The sequence below is a fragment of the Pseudomonas sp. Ag1 genome (assembly GCF_000278565.1).
Lineage (GTDB): Bacteria > Pseudomonadota > Gammaproteobacteria > Pseudomonadales > Pseudomonadaceae > Aquipseudomonas.
In genome coordinates this window covers 52643-72899 of record NZ_AKVH01000093.1, presented here as the reverse complement: position 1 = coordinate 72899, position 20257 = coordinate 52643, and the positions used below count along the sequence as shown (strand labels likewise).

21 protein-coding genes and 1 riboswitch are annotated in these 20257 nt (G+C 61.5%); of the genes, 9 read left to right on the top strand and 12 right to left on the bottom strand.

All coding sequences use genetic code 11. The annotated features are described in order from the left end of the window. Positions 1-23 precede the first annotated feature (23 nt). Complete coding sequence (locus tag A462_RS20130; protein WP_008434119.1) at positions 24-566, bottom strand: chromate transporter; 543 nt, start codon at positions 564-566, stop codon at positions 24-26. Then, complete coding sequence (locus tag A462_RS20135; RefSeq protein WP_003216826.1) at positions 566-1132, bottom strand: chromate transporter; 567 nt, start codon at positions 1130-1132, stop codon at positions 566-568. The genes A462_RS20130 and A462_RS20135 overlap by 1 nt, the downstream gene beginning before the upstream one ends. A 235-nt stretch (positions 1133-1367) precedes the next feature. On the opposite strand from A462_RS20135, the gene trhA reads away from it, so the two are divergent. Next, a complete protein-coding gene (gene trhA, locus A462_RS20140) occupies positions 1368-1985 on the top strand; it encodes a PAQR family membrane homeostasis protein TrhA (RefSeq protein ID WP_008434116.1) in 618 nt (205 codons plus the stop codon). Here trhA and A462_RS20145 read toward each other — a convergent pair. After that, positions 1980-2882: a LysR family transcriptional regulator gene (locus A462_RS20145; protein WP_008434114.1), complete on the bottom strand. Its 903-nt coding sequence runs from the start codon at positions 2880-2882 to the stop codon at positions 1980-1982. The two genes, trhA and A462_RS20145, sit on opposite strands and share 6 nt — an antisense overlap. 108 nt (positions 2883-2990) lie before the next feature. On the opposite strand from A462_RS20145, the gene A462_RS20150 reads away from it, so the two are divergent. From A462_RS20150 to A462_RS20160, 3 genes are read left to right on the top strand one after another with little or no spacing between them, the layout of a single operon-like run. Then, complete coding sequence (locus A462_RS20150; RefSeq protein WP_008434112.1) at positions 2991-4232, top strand: D-amino acid dehydrogenase; 1242 nt, start codon at positions 2991-2993, stop codon at positions 4230-4232. A gap of 10 nt (positions 4233-4242) precedes the next feature. Further along, positions 4243-4596 (top strand): RidA family protein, encoded by a 354-nt coding sequence (locus A462_RS20155; RefSeq protein WP_008434109.1) that lies wholly within the window; start codon positions 4243-4245, stop codon positions 4594-4596. Positions 4597-4620: 24 nt separating this feature from the next. After that, positions 4621-5556, top strand: coding sequence for a transporter substrate-binding domain-containing protein (locus tag A462_RS20160; protein WP_008434107.1), 936 nt, complete (start codon positions 4621-4623; stop codon positions 5554-5556). 135 nt (positions 5557-5691) lie between these two features. On the opposite strand, the gene A462_RS20165 is transcribed toward A462_RS20160, so the two are convergent. Together A462_RS20165 and A462_RS20170 are read right to left on the bottom strand one after the other, a co-directional pair. Further along, the gene (locus tag A462_RS20165) at positions 5692-6411 is read right to left on the bottom strand and encodes a 16S rRNA (uracil(1498)-N(3))-methyltransferase (RefSeq protein WP_003216838.1); all 720 of its coding nucleotides are present in this window, start codon (positions 6409-6411) and stop codon (positions 5692-5694) included. Positions 6412-6497: 86 nt separating this feature from the next. After that, positions 6498-7904 (bottom strand): adenosylmethionine--8-amino-7-oxononanoate transaminase, encoded by a 1407-nt coding sequence (locus tag A462_RS20170; RefSeq protein WP_003216840.1) that lies wholly within the window; start codon positions 7902-7904, stop codon positions 6498-6500. A 280-nt stretch (positions 7905-8184) separates the two neighbouring features. Here A462_RS20170 and A462_RS20175 point away from each other — a divergent pair, with 280 nt between their 5' ends. Continuing rightward, positions 8185-8736 carry a cytochrome b gene (locus A462_RS20175; RefSeq protein ID WP_003216842.1) on the top strand — a complete coding sequence of 184 codons (552 nt, stop codon included), beginning with the start codon at positions 8185-8187 and terminating at the stop codon, positions 8734-8736. Positions 8737-8768: 32 nt separating this feature from the next. After that, complete coding sequence (locus A462_RS20180) at positions 8769-9365, top strand: YceI family protein (RefSeq protein ID WP_003216844.1); 597 nt, start codon at positions 8769-8771, stop codon at positions 9363-9365. A gap of 69 nt (positions 9366-9434) precedes the next feature. Here A462_RS20180 and A462_RS20185 read toward each other — a convergent pair whose 3' ends face one another. From A462_RS20185 to ahcY, 5 genes are all read right to left on the bottom strand, one after another. Further along, positions 9435-11318 (bottom strand): DEAD/DEAH box helicase, encoded by a 1884-nt coding sequence (locus A462_RS20185; protein WP_003216846.1) that lies wholly within the window; start codon positions 11316-11318, stop codon positions 9435-9437. Between the two features lie 222 nt (positions 11319-11540). After that, on the bottom strand, positions 11541-12344 hold the full coding sequence (locus tag A462_RS20190; protein ID WP_023659310.1) for a substrate-binding periplasmic protein: 804 nt from the start codon (positions 12342-12344) through the stop codon (positions 11541-11543). A 70-nt stretch (positions 12345-12414) separates the two neighbouring features. Then, on the bottom strand, positions 12415-13497 hold the full coding sequence (locus tag A462_RS20195) for a hypothetical protein (RefSeq protein WP_008434102.1): 1083 nt from the start codon (positions 13495-13497) through the stop codon (positions 12415-12417). 75 nt (positions 13498-13572) lie between these two features. Next, a complete protein-coding gene (gene metF / locus A462_RS20200; protein ID WP_008434100.1) occupies positions 13573-14418 on the bottom strand; it encodes a methylenetetrahydrofolate reductase [NAD(P)H] in 846 nt (281 codons plus the stop codon). Positions 14419-14592: 174 nt separating this feature from the next. Continuing rightward, the gene (gene ahcY / locus A462_RS20205) at positions 14593-16002 is read right to left on the bottom strand and encodes an adenosylhomocysteinase (protein WP_003216850.1); all 1410 of its coding nucleotides are present in this window, start codon (positions 16000-16002) and stop codon (positions 14593-14595) included. A gap of 21 nt (positions 16003-16023) precedes the next feature. Then, positions 16024-16129: riboswitch (S-adenosyl-L-homocysteine riboswitch) on the bottom strand. A 198-nt stretch (positions 16130-16327) separates the two neighbouring features. Between ahcY and A462_RS20210 the strand changes: the two genes are divergently transcribed. Together A462_RS20210 and A462_RS20215 are read left to right on the top strand one after the other, a co-directional pair. After that, positions 16328-16732 (top strand): acyl-CoA thioesterase, encoded by a 405-nt coding sequence (locus tag A462_RS20210; protein ID WP_003216852.1) that lies wholly within the window; start codon positions 16328-16330, stop codon positions 16730-16732. Between the two features lie 76 nt (positions 16733-16808). Beyond that, positions 16809-17696: a formate/nitrite transporter family protein gene (locus A462_RS20215; protein ID WP_008434095.1), complete on the top strand. Its 888-nt coding sequence runs from the start codon at positions 16809-16811 to the stop codon at positions 17694-17696. On the opposite strand, the gene A462_RS20220 is transcribed toward A462_RS20215, so the two are convergent. Then, the gene (locus tag A462_RS20220; protein WP_008434094.1) at positions 17690-18955 is read right to left on the bottom strand and encodes a cation:proton antiporter; all 1266 of its coding nucleotides are present in this window, start codon (positions 18953-18955) and stop codon (positions 17690-17692) included. The genes A462_RS20215 and A462_RS20220 overlap by 7 nt on opposite strands. A gap of 157 nt (positions 18956-19112) precedes the next feature. Beyond that, on the bottom strand, positions 19113-19253 hold the full coding sequence (locus A462_RS34610) for a hypothetical protein (protein ID WP_008434091.1): 141 nt from the start codon (positions 19251-19253) through the stop codon (positions 19113-19115). 155 nt (positions 19254-19408) lie between these two features. Between A462_RS34610 and A462_RS20225 the strand changes: the two genes are divergently transcribed. Continuing rightward, positions 19409-20242 carry an EamA family transporter gene (locus A462_RS20225; RefSeq protein ID WP_008434089.1) on the top strand — a complete coding sequence of 278 codons (834 nt, stop codon included), beginning with the start codon at positions 19409-19411 and terminating at the stop codon, positions 20240-20242. The last annotated feature ends 15 nt before the right edge of the window (positions 20243-20257 follow it).

The following is a 20257-nucleotide window of genomic DNA, read 5'->3' as shown; positions in this document are numbered from 1 at the left end:
TTCGAATGCCGTCGATTGTGCCCCTAAAACCAGTTCACTCCCAGCCATGCGCTGCACAGGCCCAACACCACGCCGAGGATGATCAGCCAGATTGCGTTGAGCCTTGTGTAATACACCACGGCAGCGCTGGCCAGGGTCAGTACCAGGCTGGTGGCGTTGTTTTCCAGGCTGTTCATCAGGATGTAGCTGGCGGCCAGGATCAGCCCGATGGAGATCGGCAGCAGGCTGCCTTTGACCCGCTGCACCCACGGGGTCTTGGTGTGTTTTTCCAGCCAGCCGGCGCCGAAGTAGGTGAGCACCGAGCAGGGCACCAGCTTGGCGGTCAGGGCCACCAGGGCGCCGGGCAACCCGGCGGCTTGCTGGCCGATAAATACCAGGAACATGCCATTGGGCCCGGGCAATGCCTGGGACAGGGCGAAGAAGGCGACGAACTGGGCGTCGGTGATCCAGTTCATGTCGGTGACGGTGTAGCGGTGGATATCGCTCAGGGCCACGGTGTTGCCGCCAATCGCCATCAGCGACCACAGCGCGCATTGGATCATCAGGTGAAACAGCACGCTCTGCATCAGCCAGCCACCTTCTGCTTGCCCATGAAGCTCAAGGCCAACGAGCTGGGAATGCAGATCAGCAGGACCATCCACAACGGCAGCACCAGCACCGCCATCAATACGAAGGTCAGGACGAACGCGCTGTAGTTGGCCAGGGTCCGCGGCATGGCCTTGAGCAGGCGCAAGGTGGTGCCGAGCATCAGCCCGGTGGCGATCGGCATCACCGCGCCGAAGATCTGCTGCACCACGTCATGGCTCCACCATTTGGCATAGGCGAAGCCGGCCAGCACGGTGATCAGCGAGGGGAACAGATACAAGCCGACCACGGTCACAACCGCACCCGGCAAACCGTGCAGGCGCCGACCGTAGATGATGCCGACGTTGGCGATATTCGGCCCGGGGAAGAATTGGCCGGTGGTCAGCAACTCGTTGAAGCCTTGTTCGCTGACCCACTGCCGGCGGTCGACCATCATCTGCCGCGCCCAGGGCATCACGCCGCCAAAGCCGAACAGGCCGACCATGGCGAAGTTGTAAAACAATTGCCACAGACTCGGGTGGGGCTGGGCAGGTTCGAGGTCGGGCATGGGCGTTACCGATGAGGGGCTTTTATGTAGGAGCTGGCTTGCCTGCGATAGCGGTGGGTCAGACATGCATCTGCTGCTGATACACCGCTATCGCCGGCAAGCCAGCTCCCACAGGATGAAGCGAATCATCCATCGGCATGTGTATTTGGGCAAATGAAGAAAGGTTGTTACCTGATATTGGGTGGGTGACGTCAGAATGGTCGAGGTGATAACCGTTATTCGAGGTGAGTGACACATGTATCACGGGGAACGATTCAACGCCTGGAGCCACTTGCTCGGGGCGGTTGCGGCTTTTGTGGGTGCGGTATGGATGTTGGTGGTGGCCGGTATGGACGGCAGCCCCTGGAAGATTGTCAGCGTAGCGATCTACGGTTTCACATTGCTGGTGTTGTACAGCGCGTCCACCGTTTACCACAGCGTGCGCGGGCGCAAGAAAGCGATCATGCAGAAGGTCGATCACTTTTCGATCTACCTGCTGATTGCCGGCAGTTACACGCCGTTTTGCCTGGTGACGTTGCGCGGGCCGTGGGGCTGGACGCTGTTCGGGATTGTGTGGGGGCTGGCGGTGATCGGCATCCTGCAGGAGATCAAGCCACGCTCCGAGGCGCGGATCCTGTCGATCGTGATCTACGCCGTGATGGGCTGGATCGTGCTGGTGGCGGTCAAGCCGCTGATTGCTGCGCTGGGGCCTACCGGGTTTGCCTGGCTGGCGTCGGGCGGGGTGCTGTACACCGTGGGCATTATTTTCTTTGCCCTGGAGGACCGCTTGCGGCACTCCCACGGGATCTGGCATTTGTTCGTGATCGGCGGCAGCCTGCTGCATTTCGTGGCGATCATGGGGTACGTGTTATAGCCGGTCCAATTGCTCCTGGGCCCGGCTGCCGAAGATCTCCAACAGGCTCGCCAGCATATGCGGCGGCGGTTCGTCGGCGCGGGTCAGGGTGTACAAGGTGATTGGCAGCGGCGGTGCCAGCGGGCGAATGCAGGTGGTGGCCGGCGACGCGCCGAGGGCGGTGAACGGATCAATCACCGCCAGCCCGGCGCCGGATTCGACCATGGCCCTGGCCAGGGAATAGGTCTGCACCGCGATGCTGACCCGTGGCGGCGGGTCGACCGCTTCCAGGTAGCTGTCCAGCTTCGCCGACAACGGGTCGGCGCTGGACAGGCCAATCAACGGCGCGCCCGCCAGGGCCATCAGCGGCAACGGTTTGCCCAGCTCGTTTTCCTTCCAGTAACCCTGCGGCGCCAGCGCCACCAGCACGCCGTGGGCCAACGGCTGGGCGTTCAGCCCTGGGTGATCGGGCGGTTGCAGGGTCAGCGCCACGTCGACCTCACGCATCAACAGGTTTTGCACCAGCTCGCGGCTGTGGGCGCTGGACAGCTCGCAGGCGATGTCCGGGTAGCGTTGGGTCCATTCGCGGATGGCCGGCGGCAGCAACGACAAGGCCAGCGCGGGTGTGGCGCCGATACGCAGGCTCTGGCCCGGCTCGCGGCGCAGGTTCTGCGCCAGGCGCCGCACGCCTTGCAGGCTTTCGGTCACCTTGTCGACTTCGCGCTCCAGCGCCAGCGCTTCCGGGGTTGGCTGCAGCTTGCCGCGTATACGCAGGAACAGCGGGAACCCCAACTGCAACTCGGCGTGCTGCAGCACCTTGCTCACCGCCGGCTGCGAGACATGCAGCAACTGGGCGGCGGCGCTGATGGAACCGGTCTGGCGGATGGCCTGGAAGATTTCGATATGACGCAAGCGCATGGGCAGTCCATAACCTTTGTTTATGGGTGACCCATCTTTATTCATTGTCCCGCCGCTGTCACCTGCCTCTAACCTTCAAGCCTGACATCGCACGGTTAAGGGACGCACATGGCTCAGCAGGTTTGCATCATCGGTGGCGGGGTTATCGGCCTGGCGAGTGCCTACGCGCTGGTGCGTGCCGGCATGCAGGTGACGGTGGTCGAAGCCCGGGACACCCTGGGCAGCGAGACCAGCTTCGCCAACGGCGGGCAGTTGTCCTACCGCTATGTCGCACCGCTGGCCGACAAGGGTGTGCCGTTGCAAGCCATCGGCTGGATGCTGCGCGGTGACTCGCCGCTGAAGCTGCGCCCGCGCATGGACCCGGCGCAGTGGCGCTGGATGGCCTCGTTCCTGGGCGCCTGCCGTGGCTCGGTGAACCAGCGCAATGCGGCCCACCTGCTGCGCCTGGCGTCCTTGAGCCAGGGCACCCTGCAACGCTGGCGTGAAGAAGACCAACTGGGCGGTTTCCACTGGCGGCGCAACGGCAAGCTGGTGACCTTTCGCAGCCTCGACAGCTATGAACGCGCCTTGAATAAAGTGACCGACCCGCTGCAACAGCAAGTGCTCTCGGCGGCGGACTGCGCACGGCTGGAACCGACCCTGGACAGCGCCAGTTTTGCCGGCGGCATCTATACGCCCAATGAAGAGGTCGGCGACTGCCATGGGTTCTGCCAGCAACTGGCGGCGCGCCTTGAAGCGTCGGGGCGTTGCACGTTCCTGTTGGGGCGCAAGGTGACGGCGATTCGTCACAGCGCAGGCGCCGTGCAGGCTATCGAAATGGGCAGTGAAGTCTTGCCGGTGCAGCACCTGGTGCTGGCCGCCGGGCACCGCAGCCCCGAGCTGGCCTTGCCGGGTATGTCACTGCCGCTGTATCCCCTCAAGGGTTACAGCCTGAGCGTGCCGATTGGCGCGCAGCATCAGGCGCCGAACATCAGCATCACCGATTACGACCGCAAGATCGTCTACGCGCGCATCGGTGAGCAACTGCGGGTGGCGGCGATGGTGGATATTGTCGGCTTCGACACCCGCCTGGAACCCAAGCGCCTGGCGCTGATTAAACGTCAGGCACTTGAGACGTTCCCGCTGGCCGGTGACTACCAGCACGCGGTCGAATGGGCCGGTATGCGCCCGGCCACGCCGACCGGCGTGCCGTTGATTGGTGCCAGCGCCTACAGCAACCTGTGGCTTAACCTCGGCCACGGCGCCCTCGGGTTTACCCTGGCTTGCGGCAGCGGCCAGGTACTGGCCGAGTTGATTGGCCGGCACACCACTTCCATTGATATGCAGGGCTTCGCGCCCCGAGCCGCTTGAGGATATTTCGATGACCATCACCCGAATCAACAGCAACAGCCGCTTGTCTGGCGCCGTGGTGTTTCAGGACCTGGTGTTTTTGTCCGGCCAGGTGCCGGGCGAAGGCCGCGATGTGAAGACCCAGACCGAACAGGTGCTGGCCAGGATTGATGCGCTGCTGGCCGAGGCCGGCAGCGACAAGGATCATCTGCTGAATGCGACCATCTACCTGAACAATATCCAGGAGGGTTTTGCGCCGATGAATGAAGTCTGGTCCGCCTGGCTATCGCCGGGGCAGGCACCGACGCGTACCACGTTGCAGGCGCAGTTGGCACGACCGGACGTGCTGGTCGAAATCAGCGTCATTGCCGTGCGCCGTCCATAACTAAAACAAAAACGGAGAATAACAATGCAAAAACTGTGGCGAGGGGGCTCGTCCCCCGTCGGGCTGCGCAGCAGCCCCATACTCTTCCTGGCCCTGATATTGAGTGCACAGACCCAGGCAACCGAAGCCCCCTTGGACGGCACGCTGAGCAAGATCGCCAATGCCAGGAGCATCACCCTCGGCTACCGCGATGCCTCGGTGCCGTTTTCCTATGTGGGGGATCACAGCGGCAAGCCCATGGGCTATTCGGTGGAGCTGGCGAACAAGATCGTCGAGCGTATCCAGCAGAAAACCGGTGTGCCGAAGCTCAACGTGAAGTACAACCTGGTGACTTCCCAGACCCGCATAGCCCTGGTGCAAAACGGCACCGTGGACCTGGAATGCGGTTCCACCGGCGTGACCGCCGAGCGGCAGAAGCAGGTGGCGTTTTCCTACGGGTTTATCTACGTGAAGGGCCAGTTGCTGACCGCCAACGACAGCGGCATCAAAAGCTTCGCCGACCTGCAAGGCAAGAACGTGGTAACCACCGCCGGTACTACCAACGAGCGGTTCCTCAAGAGCTACAACGTCGATCACAAACTGAACATGTCGGTGATCAGCGCCAAGGACCACGGCGAAGCCTTCCAGATGCTGCAATCCGGCCGGGCGGCGGCGTTCTACATGGATGACGCGTTGCTCTACGGCGAGCGCGCCAAGGCCAGGGACCCGCACAAGTGGGTGGTGGTCGGGGAAGAACAGTCGCGGGAAATCTACAGCTGCATGGTGCGCAAGGACGACCCGCAGTTTCTCGCGGTGGTCAACGAGACCCTGGCCGGGCTGTACAGCTCGGGGGAGATCAACGGGATTTACCAGCGCTGGTTTGAGCAGCCGATCCCGCCCAAGGGCTTGAACCTGGAATTCCCGATGACCAGTGAGTTGAAGGCGATTATTGCGACGCCTGTGAGTGACCCAGTGGAGTAGCGGAGTGCAAACCCGATCCAAATGTGGGAGCGGGCTTGCTCGCGAAAGCGGAGTGCCAGTCAATACATGTGTGACTGATCCACCGCATTCGCGAGCAAGCCCGCTCCCACATTTGATTGGGTTTGCAAAACGGGTTTAGAAGTCGCCCCAGAGTTGTTGAGCCACCGCCAGCGCCACGACTGGCGCAGTTTCGGTACGCAGCACCCGTGGGCCCAACCGTGCGGCATGAAACCCCGCACCTTGTGCCGTTTCGACTTCGCCATCAGTCAATCCACCCTCCGGCCCGATCAGGAAGGCCAGGCTCCCAGGCTTGGCGTGGCTCACCAGGGGCTCGGCCACCGGGTGCAGCACCAGCTTCAAATCCGCTTCGGCCTGTTTCAACCAATCCGCCAGCAACAGCGGTGGGTGAATCACCGGCACTCGCGAGCGACCGCACTGCTCGCACGCGCTGATCGCCACCTGGCGCCAGTGCTGCAGGCGTTTGTCGGCGCGTTCGTCCTTGAGGCGCACTTCGCAGCGGTCGCTGAAGATCGGGGTGATTTCATTCACCCCAAGCTCGGTGGCTTTCTGGATCGCCCAGTCCATCCGCTCGCCACGGGACAGGCCCTGGCCGAGGTGAATCTGCAACCGCGACTCGACCTGCCCGGCGAAGGTTTCGGTGACTTGCACCACCACGCGTTTTTTGCCGACTTCCAGCAAGCTGGCGCGAAACTCCTGTCCGGAACCGTCGAACAACTGCACGGGGTCGCCTTCGCTCATGCGCAATACGCGGCTGATGTAGTGCGCCTGGGCTTCCGGCAACTCGTGGTCGCCAAGGCTCAGGGGGGCGTCGACAAAAAAGCGGGACAGTCTCATTTCTGTTCTCTGGAAATAGTGTGCAGGGCGGACGCGGAGCGTCCATGGCTGCATTCCCACGCGGAGCGTGGGAACGATCAACTCAATCAGCCCGGATCACGAAACCCCGGGTGGAAATCCTTGGGCACCGCCACGCTGACCTTGCTGTTGGTGGCGATATCAATCCCTTCGCTGGCCACTTCAGCCAGGAAGTCGATCTGCTCCGGGGTGATCACATACGGCGGCAGGAAGTACACCACGCTGCCCAACGGACGCAGCAGAGCGCCTCGCTCCAGCGCATGCTCGAACACCTTCAGGCCACGGCGTTCCTGCCACGGGTAGGCGGTCTTGGTGGCCTTGTCCTGCACCATCTCGATGGCCAGCACCATGCCGGTCTGGCGCACTTCCGAGACGTGCGGATGGTCCACCAGGTGCGCGGTGGCGGTGGCCATGCGCTGGGCCAGGGCCTTGTTGTTTTCGATGACGTTGTCTTCTTCGAAGATATCCAGGGTCGCCAGGGCCGCCGCACAGGCCAGCGGGTTGCCGGTGTAGCTGTGGGAGTGCAGGAAGGCGCGCAGGGTCGGGTAGTCGTCGTAGAAGGCGTCGTACACATCGTCGGTTGTGACTACGGCGGCGAGCGGCAGGTAGCCGCCGGTCAGGGCCTTGGACAGGCACAGGAAGTCCGGGCGGATGCCGGCCTGTTCACAGGCGAACATCGTACCGGTGCGGCCAAAGCCCACGGCGATTTCGTCGTGGATCAGGTGCACGCCATAACGGTCGCAGGCTTCGCGCAGCAGCTTGAGGTACACCGGGTGGTACATGCGCATGCCGCCGGCGCCCTGGATCAGCGGCTCGACGATCACGGCGGCCACGGTGTCGTGGTTTTCGGCCAGGGTCTGCTCCATGGCCAGGAACATGTTCCGGGAATGTTCTTCCCAGCTCATGCCGTCGGGGCGCAGGTAGCAGTCGGGGCTCGGCACCTTGATGGTGTCCAGCAGCAGGGCTTTATAGGTCTCGGTGAACAGCGGCACATCGCCCACCGACATCGCGGCGATGGTTTCGCCGTGGTAGCTGTTGGTCAGGGTGACAAAGCGCTTTTTGTTCGGCAGGCCGCGGTTGAGCCAATAGTGAAAGCTCATCTTCAGCGCGACTTCGATGCACGACGAGCCGTTGTCGGCGTAGAAGCAGCGGGTCAGGCCTTCGGGGGTCATCTTCACCAGGCGCTCGGACAGCTCGATCACCGGCTGGTGGCTGAAACCGGCGAGGATCACGTGTTCCAGCTGGTCGACCTGGTCCTTGATGCGCTGGTTGATACGCGGGTTGGCGTGGCCAAACACGTTGACCCACCAGGAACTGACGGCGTCGAGGTAGCGTTTGCCTTCGAAGTCTTCCAGCCAGATGCCTTCACCGCGCTTGATTGGGATCAGCGGCAGTTGCTGGTGGTCTTTCATCTGGGTGCAGGGATGCCACAGCACCGCAAGGTCGCGTTGCATCCACTGGTTATTCAAACCCATGTTTATTCTCCTCGAAGCGGCTCGCGACGTGCGCGGGCGAAACAATCGCGCAAGCCTATGCAATGCCGGCCTGTGTCACAACCCATTGCGAGTCTGAAGCGTAAATTGGTGGTAAACGCAGGACAGTCCGTCACGTTTCTTCTGGATAGTCCTTAATCTCTTGTTAACTTACTCTGCATACGCTCTTGATCGTATTTCTCGATATTTCAAAGCGAAATTTTCCGCTTTAATTCGATAGGTAAATCGATAGTCTTGCCACAGCTCTTACGGGATTTGGGACATGCAACTACGTAATTCACCGGCCCGCTATGGCTGGGTCAGCATCGTTTTGCACTGGGGCGTGGCCCTGGTGGTGTTCGGTCTGTTCGCATTGGGCCTGTGGATGGTCGGTCTCGACTACTACAGTGCCTGGCGCAAAGACGCCCCGGACCTGCACAAGAGCATCGGCATTACGCTGTTCGCCATCATGCTCGTGCGGATCGTCTGGCGCCTGGTCAGCCCGCCGCCGCCACCGCTTGCCAGCTATAGCCGCATGACGCGTCTGGGGGCTGCGTTTGGCCACGCGTTCCTGTATCTCGGGCTGTTTGCCGTGATGATTGCCGGTTACCTGATTTCCACCGCAGACGGTGTCGGGATCCCGGTGTTTGGCTTGTTTGAGATTCCTGCGCTGGTTTCCGGGCTACCGGACCAGGCAGACACTGCAGGCGTGGTGCATTTGTACCTGGCCTGGGTATTGGTGGTGTTCGCCGGCCTGCATGGCGTGGCCGCGCTGAAACACCATTTCATTGATCGTGATGTGACCCTGGTTCGTATGCTGGGGCGCAAAGCCTGATGTTCAACCTCGACTCACAAGGAATAGAAAGCATGTTGAAAAAGACTCTCGCCGCTCTGGCCATCGGTTCTGCCCTGCTGACTGCCGGTCAGGCGATGGCAGCTGACTACGTTGTCGACAAGGAAGGCCAGCACGCCTTCGTTGACTTCAAGATCAGCCACTTGGGCTACAGCTTCATCACCGGTACCTTCAAGGACCTGGACGGCAAGTTCAGCTTCGATGCTGCCAAGCCTGAAGACAGCAAGATTGAGTTCAACGTCCGCACCGCCAGCGTGTTCACCAACCACGCCGAACGTGACAAGCACATCGCCAGCAAAGACTTCCTGGACGTTGGCAAGTTTGCCGATGCCAAGTTCGTCTCCACCAGCGTCAAGACCACTGGCAAGAATGCCGCTGGCCAAGTCACTGCTGACGTGACCGGCGACCTGACCTTTCACGGCGTGACCAAGCCGATCGTCGTCAAGGCGACCTTCCTGGGTGAAGGCAAGGATCCATGGGGCGGCTACCGTGCCGGCTTTGAAGGTACTACCTCCTTCAATCGCCAGGACTTCGGCAAGCAGATGGACCTGGGTCCAGCGTCCAACAACGTTGAGCTGTACGTGACGTTTGAAGGTGTGAAAGCGAAGTAATTTTCGCCGGCCACACAAAAATGCCCCGGATCTCGCGATCCGGGGCATTTTTTATGGCGCTTTGAAAACTCAGCGGTTGCGGGTCAGCAACGCCGGTTTTTCACCACGTGGACGGCCCGGCAGTTGATCCAACTGCTCAGGTGTCAGCGTGCGATCGCTTTTCGACTCTTTGTGGATGATCTTCGGTGCCGGGCCGCCGCGCGGGTTTTGCACCGCTGGCTCCGACAGGCGAGGTTGATCATCACGGGCCGGGCGACGGTTGCGCGACTCTTCGCGACGGGCCTGGCCGTCACGCGGTGCACCGTTGCGCGGGCCGCTGCGCTTGGCAGGCGGGGTGCCGGTGGTGGCGCCGTTGCTGCTGCGCGGACCGTTCTGGCGACCTTGTGGCTGCCCGCCGGTACGCGGAGTACCGGCGCCTGCGCCCTGGGCCGGAGCGCCCGGACGGCGACCACGGCCCTGGGCCGGCTTGGCCTGGGGCACGTAGTCAACGCGGTTACCGAAGTTGTCCACGTCGTCGTCCAGGAACTCGTCCGGAGCACGGTCGGCAGCAGCACGTGGCGGCTGGCTCGGCTGGCGCTGTTCGCGGGCCGGGGTGCCTTCACGGGGCTTTTGCTCACGGGCCGGGCGTTCGCCACGGCCATTGGTCGCAGCCTTGTCCTTGCCGCCCTTGTCCTTGCCCTTGTCTTTACGACCGCCACCGCCGCCGCCGCCGTTCGGGCCATCGCCCTTCGGACCGCGTGGGTTGTTGCGCGGGTTGCGCACGTCCGGACGCTCGCGCACTTCAGGCTTCTCGGCCTCAACGGCGCTGGAGTCGAAGCCCATCAGGTCGCCGTCGGCGATTTTCTGCTTGGTCATGCGCTCGATGCTTTTCAGCAGCTTTTCTTCGTCCGGTGCGACCAGGGAAATGGCCTCGCCCGAACGACCGGCCCGGCCAGTACGGCCGATACGGTGCACGTAGTCTTCATCGACGTTTGGCAGCTCGAAGTTGACCACGTGGGGCAGTTGGTCGATGTCCAGGCCGCGAGCGGCGATGTCGGTGGCGACCAGGATGCGCACTTCACCGGCCTTGAAGTCGGCCAGGGCTTTGGTGCGGGCATTCTGGCTCTTGTTGCCGTGGATCGCGACGGCGGTGAGGCCGTGCTTGTCCAGGTACTCGGCCAGGCGGTTGGCGCCGTGCTTGGTGCGGGTGAACACCAGCACCTGTTCCCACGCGCCGGCGGTGATCAGGTGGGCCAGCAGCGAACGCTTGTGAGCGGCCGGCAGGCGGAATACGCGCTGCTCGATACGCTCGACGGTGGTGTTCGGCGGCGTGACTTCAATGCGCTCGGGGTTGTGCAACAACTTGCCCGCCAACGCGGTGATGTCGTTGGAGAACGTGGCCGAGAACAGCAGGTTCTGGCGTTTGGCCGGCAGGCGCGCGAGGACCTTTTTCACGTCATGGACAAAGCCCATGTCGAGCATGCGGTCGGCTTCGTCCAGCACGAGGATTTCCACGTGGGACAAATCGACGCTGCCTTGGCCGCACAGGTCGAGCAAGCGACCCGGGCATGCAACCAGTACGTCGACACCGCGGGACATGGCCTGAACCTGTGGGTTCATGCCGACGCCGCCGAAGATGCAGGCGCTGACGAACTTCAAGTCGCGGGCATACAGCTTGAAGCTGTCATGCACTTGGGCGGCGAGTTCGCGGGTAGGGGTCAGGACCAGTACGCGCGGTTGGCGCGGGCCATGACGCTGGGATTTGTCCGGGTGACCGTTGGGGAACAACCGCTCCAGGATCGGAAGGGCGAAGCCGCCGGTTTTACCAGTACCTGTCTGAGCCGCAACCATCAGGTCGCGGCCTTGCAACACGGCGGGAATGGCCCGCTGTTGCACCGGAGTAGGCTCGGTATAGCCCGCTGCCTCGATGGCGCGGACTAAAGCCTCGGAGAGACCGAGGGAAGCAAAGGACATGAGTAATCCTGTTTTAGTTAGGGCTTGGCCCAGAGGGATAGTCTTGCCTGGCGTGAATGGCGTTTAGATGAACGCAATCCCGTCCGGTCCTGCTGGGGCTGGCGGGCACTCAGACGGCTCGCGCGGGCTTGAAAGCTGCGCTGTAGCGGGGTCGGGTGCCTTTTGCAAGACCGAAGCGTCCGGGCGTAAGCCTGGCGGAAAGGCCGGAGTATAACAGAGCAATCACTCTGCGCTGCTTTCCTGCTGCTCAACGGTGCGTACGGGCAGGGCTGATGCGCTGGTTTGCGGGCTGCTGCCTGCATATTTGGCGCTCAAGGCCGCGTAGGCAGGCTCTTGCTTGAAGCGTTTGAGTTCGGCGGCGAAGCGTTGCACCAGCAAATCCATGCCCGCCCCGCGGCGCACGGCCAGGAACTGTGGCTGGCTGCTGACTACCTGGGGTGCCTGGGTGACCTGGTCCTCAAGTCCAAGGGCCTTGAGTACATGCTGGCCAACCCGACGGTCCGTGATCACCAGGTCGATCCGGCCAAGGGCCAGTTTGCCGAAGTTGGCCTCATGGCTGGCGGCCGGCTCCTGCTTGAAGAGGGTGGACTCGCTGAATTCGGCGCCATAGAGGTAGCCTGGCGAGGTGCCGATGGTCAGGCCGCGCAGGTCGTCGAAGGTCTGGAACGGGTGTGGGCGCTGATTGGCGTAGAACAGCACGAACTCCACCTCGGACAGCGGCTCGCTGGGGTACAGCAGCACCGCGTCGCGTTCATGGCTATGGAAAATATCCAGTGCGCCGTCGGCCTGGCCCTGGTCGAGCATCGCCAGGCAGCGCTTCCAAGGCAGGAATTGCCAATCCACATCGATGCCCAGGCGCTGGAACACGATCACCGTGGTCTCGTAGTCGAGCCCGCGCATGGTGCCGTTGTCGTCGTAGACGTAAGGCGCCCAGGGCTCGGTGACAATGCGCAGTTTCTCGCCATGGGCACCGAGGCTCAGGCAAGCGAAAAGAACAGCAGTCAATAACCGGAAAGTGACAGGCATACCCTGAGATTACGACTGTATCGGGCTAAAGAGAAGCTCTGGCACAGTGATCTGCGGGCGCCCGCCAGGGTTACTTGCCCGGAGATTTGATCAGGTGTTCGTAGATCGCCTCGCGCCGCTCGCCGAGAATCAGCCGCACCACGGGATTGCCAAACCAGTGCTCCAGCAGATGGGCATCCACCGGTCGGCCCTGGCGCTCTTCCTGGTTTTGTCGGGCCTTGTCCCACCAAACCGGGCCACACGCCTGGTCGAACTCGTTTTCATGTTCATAGCAGCCGTAGAGGATTTCCCGGATGAACTGCTGTTGGTGCTTGGGCAGTGCCAGGGTGATCAGCTTGTACATCAAGCGTTGCAGACGAGGCGGGCGGGGCAGGTGGGCGGAAACCTGGCGCGTGTCATCCAGGGCCGTGGCGCTGGTGGGGTTTGCCCCATGCTTGGCGATCCACGCCTTGACCTTGGCCCGGAACAGCTGCTTGCGGCTCCAGTAATGGTGGATCAGGTCCGGGCATTCGCGCACGTTGAGGGTGCGATAGGCGGCAATGGACAGGCAGAACTCTTCCAGGGTGTAGGCGCCCTGGGCATGGGGAAACAGTTCGTCCATCAACTCGATCGAGCGGTCGAGGATGTGCGCGTCCCGCTGCGTCAGGCCCATGACCCCCGAATTGAGGGTCATCATGTCATCGTCGGCCACGCCCATGTCCAGCAGGCGCTGGTACAGGGCGCTGTACAGAATGCTTTCGTGGTTGTCGCCGTATTTGGTGTAGAAGGCGTTGCACAGCAGGGTGCCCGGCTGCACGCGTTCAAACAGCGCCAGGGGCGAATGGTGGAAAAACGTATCGGTGTCGATCAGCAGCGCCACTTCGGATTCTTGCAACACTTGCCGCAGCACTACGTGCTTGGTGCGAAAGTGGTAGCCGTGAGGCTCGCTCCAGCGTTTGCGCGTGGCTTCGTCCAGCGGGCGTACCCGTACCGGCAGCAGGCGGTAGGGCTCGGGGTTGTCGGTGAAGACCTGGATGTCGATGCCTGTGTCCGGCTCGTCCCGCAGGAACGACAGGGCGCTGGCGATGCTGAATACCGCTTCCTGATGGTAAGTCTCTGCGCCGAACACCAGGTAGACCAGTTGCGGGCGGGACGTCGGGGCGGATGTATTCATGGACTGCAGAATTCCGTGGGCGTTTAGAACGGCAAAGGCCCTCATTATGAGGGCCTTTGCATTTCGGAACAGACCTTAGCGTGGCAGCTTCAGGTTGTTCCAGACAGCGAGGCTTGGCTCAGCCTGGTTCAGGGTATAGAAGTGCAACCCTGGCGCGCCACCTTGCAACAATTGTTCACACATTTCGCTGATGACCTGTTCGCCGAACGCCTGGATGCTCTTGACGTCGTCGCCGTAGGCTTCCAGTTGTTTACGAATCCAGCGTGGGATTTCCGCGCCGCAGGCGTCAGAGAAGCGCGCCAGTTTGCTGTAGTTGGTGATCGGCATGATGCCCGGCACGATCGGGATGTTCACGCCCATCGCTTGTACACGCTCAACGAAGTAGAAGTAGCTCTCTGCGTTGAAGAAGTACTGGGTGATCGCGCTGTTGGCGCCGGCGTTGGCCTTGCGCACGAAATTCTGCAGATCGTCTTCGAAATTGCGCGCCTGGGGGTGCATCTCCGGATAAGCGGCCACTTCGATGTGGAAGTGATCGCCGGTTTCTTCGCGAATGAAGCTCACCAGGTCATTGGCGTAGCGCAGCTCGCCGCTGGCCATGCCCATGCCGGAGGGCAGGTCACCGCGCAGGGCGACGATGCGCTTGATGCCGGCTTGCTTGTACTGGGTCAGCAGGCTGCGCAGGTCGGCCTTGCTGTCGCCCACGCAGGACAAATGCGGAGCTGCAGGTACTTTGACTTGGCTTTCCAGCTGCAGCACGGTGTTGATCGTGCGATCGCGGGTGGAGCCACCGGCACCGTAGGTGCAGGAGAAGAAATCGGGGTGGTAGCTGGCCAACTGCTTGGCAGTTGCCATCAGTTTTTCATGCCCAGCATCGGTCTTGGTCGGGAAGAACTCGAAGCTGTAGCGACGGTCTTGGGACATGGTCATACCTATGGAAACTCATAAAGCCAGAAGGTGCACACCGTCAATGTGGGAGCGGGCTTGCTCGCGAAGGCGGTATGTCAGTAGTAGATAAGTCGACTGACACACCGCCTTCGCGAGCAAGCCCGCTCCCACAAAAGCCTGCCCCCACATGGGGAGCAGGCAGCAGGCAAATCAGTAGCGGTAAGCGTGCGGCTTGAACGGGCCTTCGACCGTCACGCCGATGTAGTCGGCCTGGGTCTTGGTCAGTTGAGTCACTACGCCGCCGAAGCCGCGGACCATTTCCAGGGCCACTTCTTCGTCGAGTTTCTTCGGCAGTACTTCCACGGTCAGGCGCTCGGCTTTCTGGGCGGGCGACAGGTCGGCGTATTTCTGGCCGAACAGGAAGATCTGCGCCAGTACCTGGTTGGCGAACGAGCCATCCATGATGCGGCTTGGGTGGCCAGTGGCGTTGCCCAGGTTGACCAGACGGCCTTCGGCCAGCAGGATCAGGTAGTCATCGTTCTGCGGGTCGAAATCGCCAGCACCGGTACGGTGAACCTTGTGTACCTGTGGCTTCACTTCTTCCCATGCCCAGTTCTTGCGCATGAAAGCGGTGTCGATTTCGTTGTCGAAGTGACCGATGTTGCACACCACGGCGCGCTTTTTCAGGGCCTTGAGCATGTTCGAGTCGCACACGTTCACGTTGCCGGTGGTGGTCACGATCAGGTCGATCTTGCCCAGCAGGGCCTTGTCGATGCTGGCTTCGGTGCCGTCGTTCTGGCCGTTGATGAACGGCGAAACCACTTCGAAACCGTCCATGCAGGCTTGCATGGCGCAGATCGGGTCGACTTCGGAGACTTTAACGATCATGCCTTCCTGACGCAGGGACTGGGACGAACCCTTGCCCACGTCACCGTAGCCGATCACCAGCGCTTGCTTGCCGGACAACAGGTGGTCGGTGCCGCGCTTGATCGCATCGTTCAGGCTGTGACGGCAGCCGTACTTGTTGTCGTTCTTGCTCTTGGTCACCGAGTCGTTGACGTTGATGGCCGGGATTTTCAGCTCGCCCTTGGCCAGCATGTCCAGCAGGCGGTGTACGCCGGTGGTGGTTTCTTCGGTCACGCCGTGGACGCGGTCGAGGATCTGCGGGTACTTCTTGTGCAGCAGTTCGGTCAGGTCGCCGCCGTCGTCGAGGATCATGTTGGCATCCCATGGCTTGCCATCCTTGAGGATGGTTTGCTCCAGGCACCACTCGTACTCTTCTTCGGTTTCGCCTTTCCAGGCGAACACGGCGATACCGGCAGCAGCGATAGCGGCGGCGGCCTGGTCTTGAGTCGAGAAAATGTTGCAGGACGACCAGCGTACTTCGGCACCCAGGGCAACCAGGGTTTCGATCAGCACGGCAGTCTGAATGGTCATGTGGATGCAGCCGAGAATCTTCGCGCCCTTGAGCGGCTGCTCAGCGGCGTACTTGCGACGCAGGCCCATCAGGGCTGGCATTTCGGATTCGGCGATAAAGGTTTCGCGACGGCCCCAGGCAGCGAGGGACATGTCGGCGACTTTGTAGTCGGTAAAACCTGCAGGCGTGATTACAGCGCTCATGAAGAGCCTCCATTCGTAGTGTGCGAATGGGCGCCGTTGTGCGTTTAGTATCCAGCTGGCTAACCAGGCCGGACAACGCCCCATCCGAGCCTGACAGGTCGAGCCTGCTGCAGCGCCCCTCGGACAGGTGGCGGGAGAACGGTATCAATCGAAGATGACCGTTTTGAAGCGGAGGCGATTATAGCCGCCTGCGCCTGACTTCTAAAGCCTTTCTGTCGGCGGCATGAAGATCGCTCATGGGGTTGATAGGCAATGGCTCATAGAGCTTGGGCCCGGCCTCTGCCATGATGTTGCCCATCATTTCGCAACACGCTTTGGAGTGAACATGAACTTCCACACTCGCAAATGGGTAAAACCCGAAGACCTCAACCCCAACGGCACCCTGTTCGGTGGCAGCCTGCTGCGCTGGATCGACGAAGAAGCGGCCATCTACGCGATTGTCCAGTTGGGCAACCAGCGGGTGGTGACCAAGTACATCTCCGAAATCAACTTCGTCAGCGCCTCGCGCCAGGGCGACATCATCGAACTGGGCATCACCGCCACCGAGTTCGGTCGCACCTCCATCACCCTGACCTGTGAAGTGCGCAACAAGATCACGCGCAAGAGCATTCTGACGGTGGAAAAAATGGTCTTCGTGAACCTGGGTGAAGACGGTCTGCCGGCGCCCCATGGCCGCACCGAGATCAAGTACGTGAAGGATCAGTTCCAGTCGGAAGGCCTCGGCGAGTAATCCTGCGCAGGGCCAGTGAACGCTCTTGATCAACCATAGGTCGTACCTGAACATCGCCCCCCGTTCAGGTATCACCATGGCCACGCAAGAAGACGGCAAGACCCCCAATCTGTCGCAGGAAGAGCAGCACGACGTCGACAAGAACCAGCCGCCTCGCGCGGCGGTTCTGCATGAAATCATCCGCACTCAAGGCGATCAGGAACTGGAGCGCAACGTCGCCGCGTTGTGGTGGTCGGCGCTGGCCGCCGGCCTGACCATGGGCCTGTCACTGATGGGCATGGGCTTGCTCAACTCGCGCCTGCCGGATGGCGAAGAGTTCAAGGTGATCGCCAGTTTTGGTTACTGCGCCGGCTTTCTTGCCGTGATCCTCGCCCGTCAGCAGTTATTCACCGAAAACACCCTGACCGCGGTGTTGCCGGTGATGAGCAAACCCACGCTGAAGAATTTCGCACGCCTGCTGCGTTTATGGGCCGTGGTGCTGGTGGGCAACCTGTGCGGCACCTTGCTGGTGGCGTATGTGATGCTGCACTTGCCGATCTTTGACACCAAGACCGACCTGGCCTTCCTGGAAATCGGGCGCAAGGTCATGGAAAACGACGCCTACCAGATGTTCGCCAAGGGCATCGTGTCGGGCTGGATGATCGCCACCATGGTGTGGATGATCCCATCCATGGAAAGCGCCAAAATCTGGATCATCATCCTGATCACCTACCTGATGGCACTGGGAGACTTCACTCACATCGTGGTGGGCTCGGCGGAAGTGTCGTACCTGGTATTCGCCGGCGAGCTGCCGTGGAAAGACTTCTGGCTGGTGTTCGCCGGGCCGACGCTGGCGGGCAATATCATCGGCGGCAGCTTTATCTTTGCGCTGATCAGCCATGCGCAGATTCGCAGCGAAAGCAGCCTGCCGGGCAAAGCCGCTGCGGACCCGAGGCATCCGCAGCAGATCAACAAGGGTCAGTGAGTCTCCGGCGCCGCAGCAGGCGCCGGCTCATCCTTGGTCACATGCTTGACCAGCTTGCCGATGCTCAAGCCCTGCAACAGGATCGAAGACAGCACCACGATGTAGGTGATGCTCAGCAGCAAGTCACGCTCCGGGCCCAGTGGCAGGGCCAGGGCCAGTGCCACGGAAACCCCGCCGCGCAAGCCGCCCCATGTGAGGATGCGGATGGTGCCGCGGGGCACCGTGCGCCAGCGGCGCAGCAGCAGGATCGCCGGGGCCACCGTCAGCAGGCGTGACAACAGGATTGCCACGGCCAGCAAACTGGCGGCCAACACGTGCAGCCAGTTGAACGGCAACAGCAGCAGTTCCATGCCGATCAGCGCAAACAGCAGGGCGTTGAGCATGTCATCGAGCAGTTCCCAGAAGCCGTCCAGGTAGCGCCGGGTCATGTCGTTCATCGCCAGCTTGCGGCCGAGGTTGCCGATGATCAGGCCCGCCACCACCATCGCAATGGGTGCCGAGACGTGCAGTTCAGTGGCCATCGCCGAGCCGCCGATCACCAGGGCCAGGGTCAGCATCACTTCGATCTGATACTGCTCGATGCTCTTGATCATCAGGTACACGATGTAGCCGATCAGCCCGCCGAACACCACGCCGCCAATCGCCTCATGGGCAAACAGCATGGCCGTGGCGCCGACCGTAGGCGTCTCGCCCAGTTGCGCGATGCCCAGCAACACGGTGAACACCACCACCGCCGTGCCGTCGTTGAACAGCGATTCGCCGACGATGGTGGTTTTCAGTGGTTTCGACGCATTGGCGGTCCGCAGCACACCGAGCACGGCGATCGGGTCGGTGGGGGAAATCAGCGCGCCGAACAGCAGGCAGTACAGGAAACTCACGTGCCAGCCGAACAGGGCAAAGATGTAGAAGGCCAGGCTGCCGATCACCACCGTGGCAATCAATACGCCGAAGGTGGCAAGCAGGCCGATGGGCCAGCGGTAGCTGCGCAGGTCGCTCAGGTTGACGTGCAAGGCGCCGGCGAACAGCAGGAACGAGAGCATCCAGTTCATCAGCAGGTCGCCGAAGTCGATCTGGCCGATCAACTGCTGGATGCGCTCTTCAAGGCCGGGGTAGCCGATAAAGCTCAAGCCTTGCAGCAGCAGGGAAAACATCAGTGCCGTGACCATCACACCGATGGTGGGCGGCAGGCCGATGAAGCGGTAGTTCACATAGGTGAGCAGGGTGGTGAGGCAAATAAACGCAGCGACAAGTTCAAGCATCCGGGGTCCTTGGATGGAGGAGTGAGTAGAGATCATATGTGGGAGCTGTCGAGCCCCAGCGAGGCTGCGATGGCATCACCTGGGTGAGGCTGCAAGACCGCAGCGCCTGTATCGCAGCCTCGCTAAAGCTCGACAGCTCCCACACAGAACACATTTATCAGTTGGCTACGTTGACCGCAGCAGGGCGACGACGTTGCAGGTCGATGAACAAAAGTGCCGCCGCCACCATCCCGCCGATCCAGGCACCGAGCGGCAGGCGAGGATCTCCTTCGGTAATCGTGACGCTCTGATCAGGCATACGCAGGCCGACGCCCGGATCGGCGAAGATCGGGCAGCGGCAAAAATTTATTGGTCCAGGTCTTTGCGCAACTGAGTGCGGCGTGGTCGGCTTTAGTATAAACAGGTGCTGAAATATGGCGAATCAATTCCGCTTTTTATGACTGGGGAGTCACCGTGATCGCAACAGCTCTGGTACTGGTAGCGGCGTTGTTGCATGCGACGTGGAACACTTTGATCAAATTCAGCGGCGAGCGCCTGTTGGTCATCGCGTGCATGGACACGGTGGCATTGCTGTTTGTGGTGCTGGCGGTGGGGTTTGTATCGTTTCCGCCACTGGAAATCTGGCCGTGGATCATCGCCTCGGCGTTGTTTGAATTGCTCTACCGCTACCTGCTGATCCAGGCCTATCGCGTGGGTGACCTGGGCCTGGTGTACCCATTGATGCGCGGCTTGTCGCCTTTGGTGGTGCTGGCGCTGACGCTGGTGTTTGCCGGTGAGGTGCTCAGTCCCCAGCAGATTCTCGGCATTCTGCTGATTCCGTTCGGCATGCTGTGCCTGTTATGGCAGGGCGGCGGTGGCGACCGGTTGCCCTGGTCGATGCTGCCGGTGGTGGCGTTGATCGGCTTGTGTATCGGTTGCTACACCTTCCTCGATGGCCAGGCATTGCGCCGTTGGTCACACCCGCTGGACTACCTGGTGTGGCTGACGCTGATAAGCGCATGGCCGTTTCCGTTGCTGGCGATGGTGCGCAAACGGGCGGCGTTCGGGCTGTTCTGGCGCACGCAGTGGCGGCTGGGGCTGAGTGTCGGGTTGTGCGTGTTGTTGAGCTACGCTCTGGTGCTTTGGGCCATGCAGTTGGGCTCGATTGCCGAAGCCGCTGCGCTGCGGGAAGTCAGCGTGATCCTGGTGGTGCTGTTCGGCATGCGTTACCTGAAAGAACCTTTCGGCCGCCCACGGCTCATAGCCTGTGGGTTGGTGCTGATCGGCATGTTCGTGATGAAACTCTAACCGTCGGATAAAACT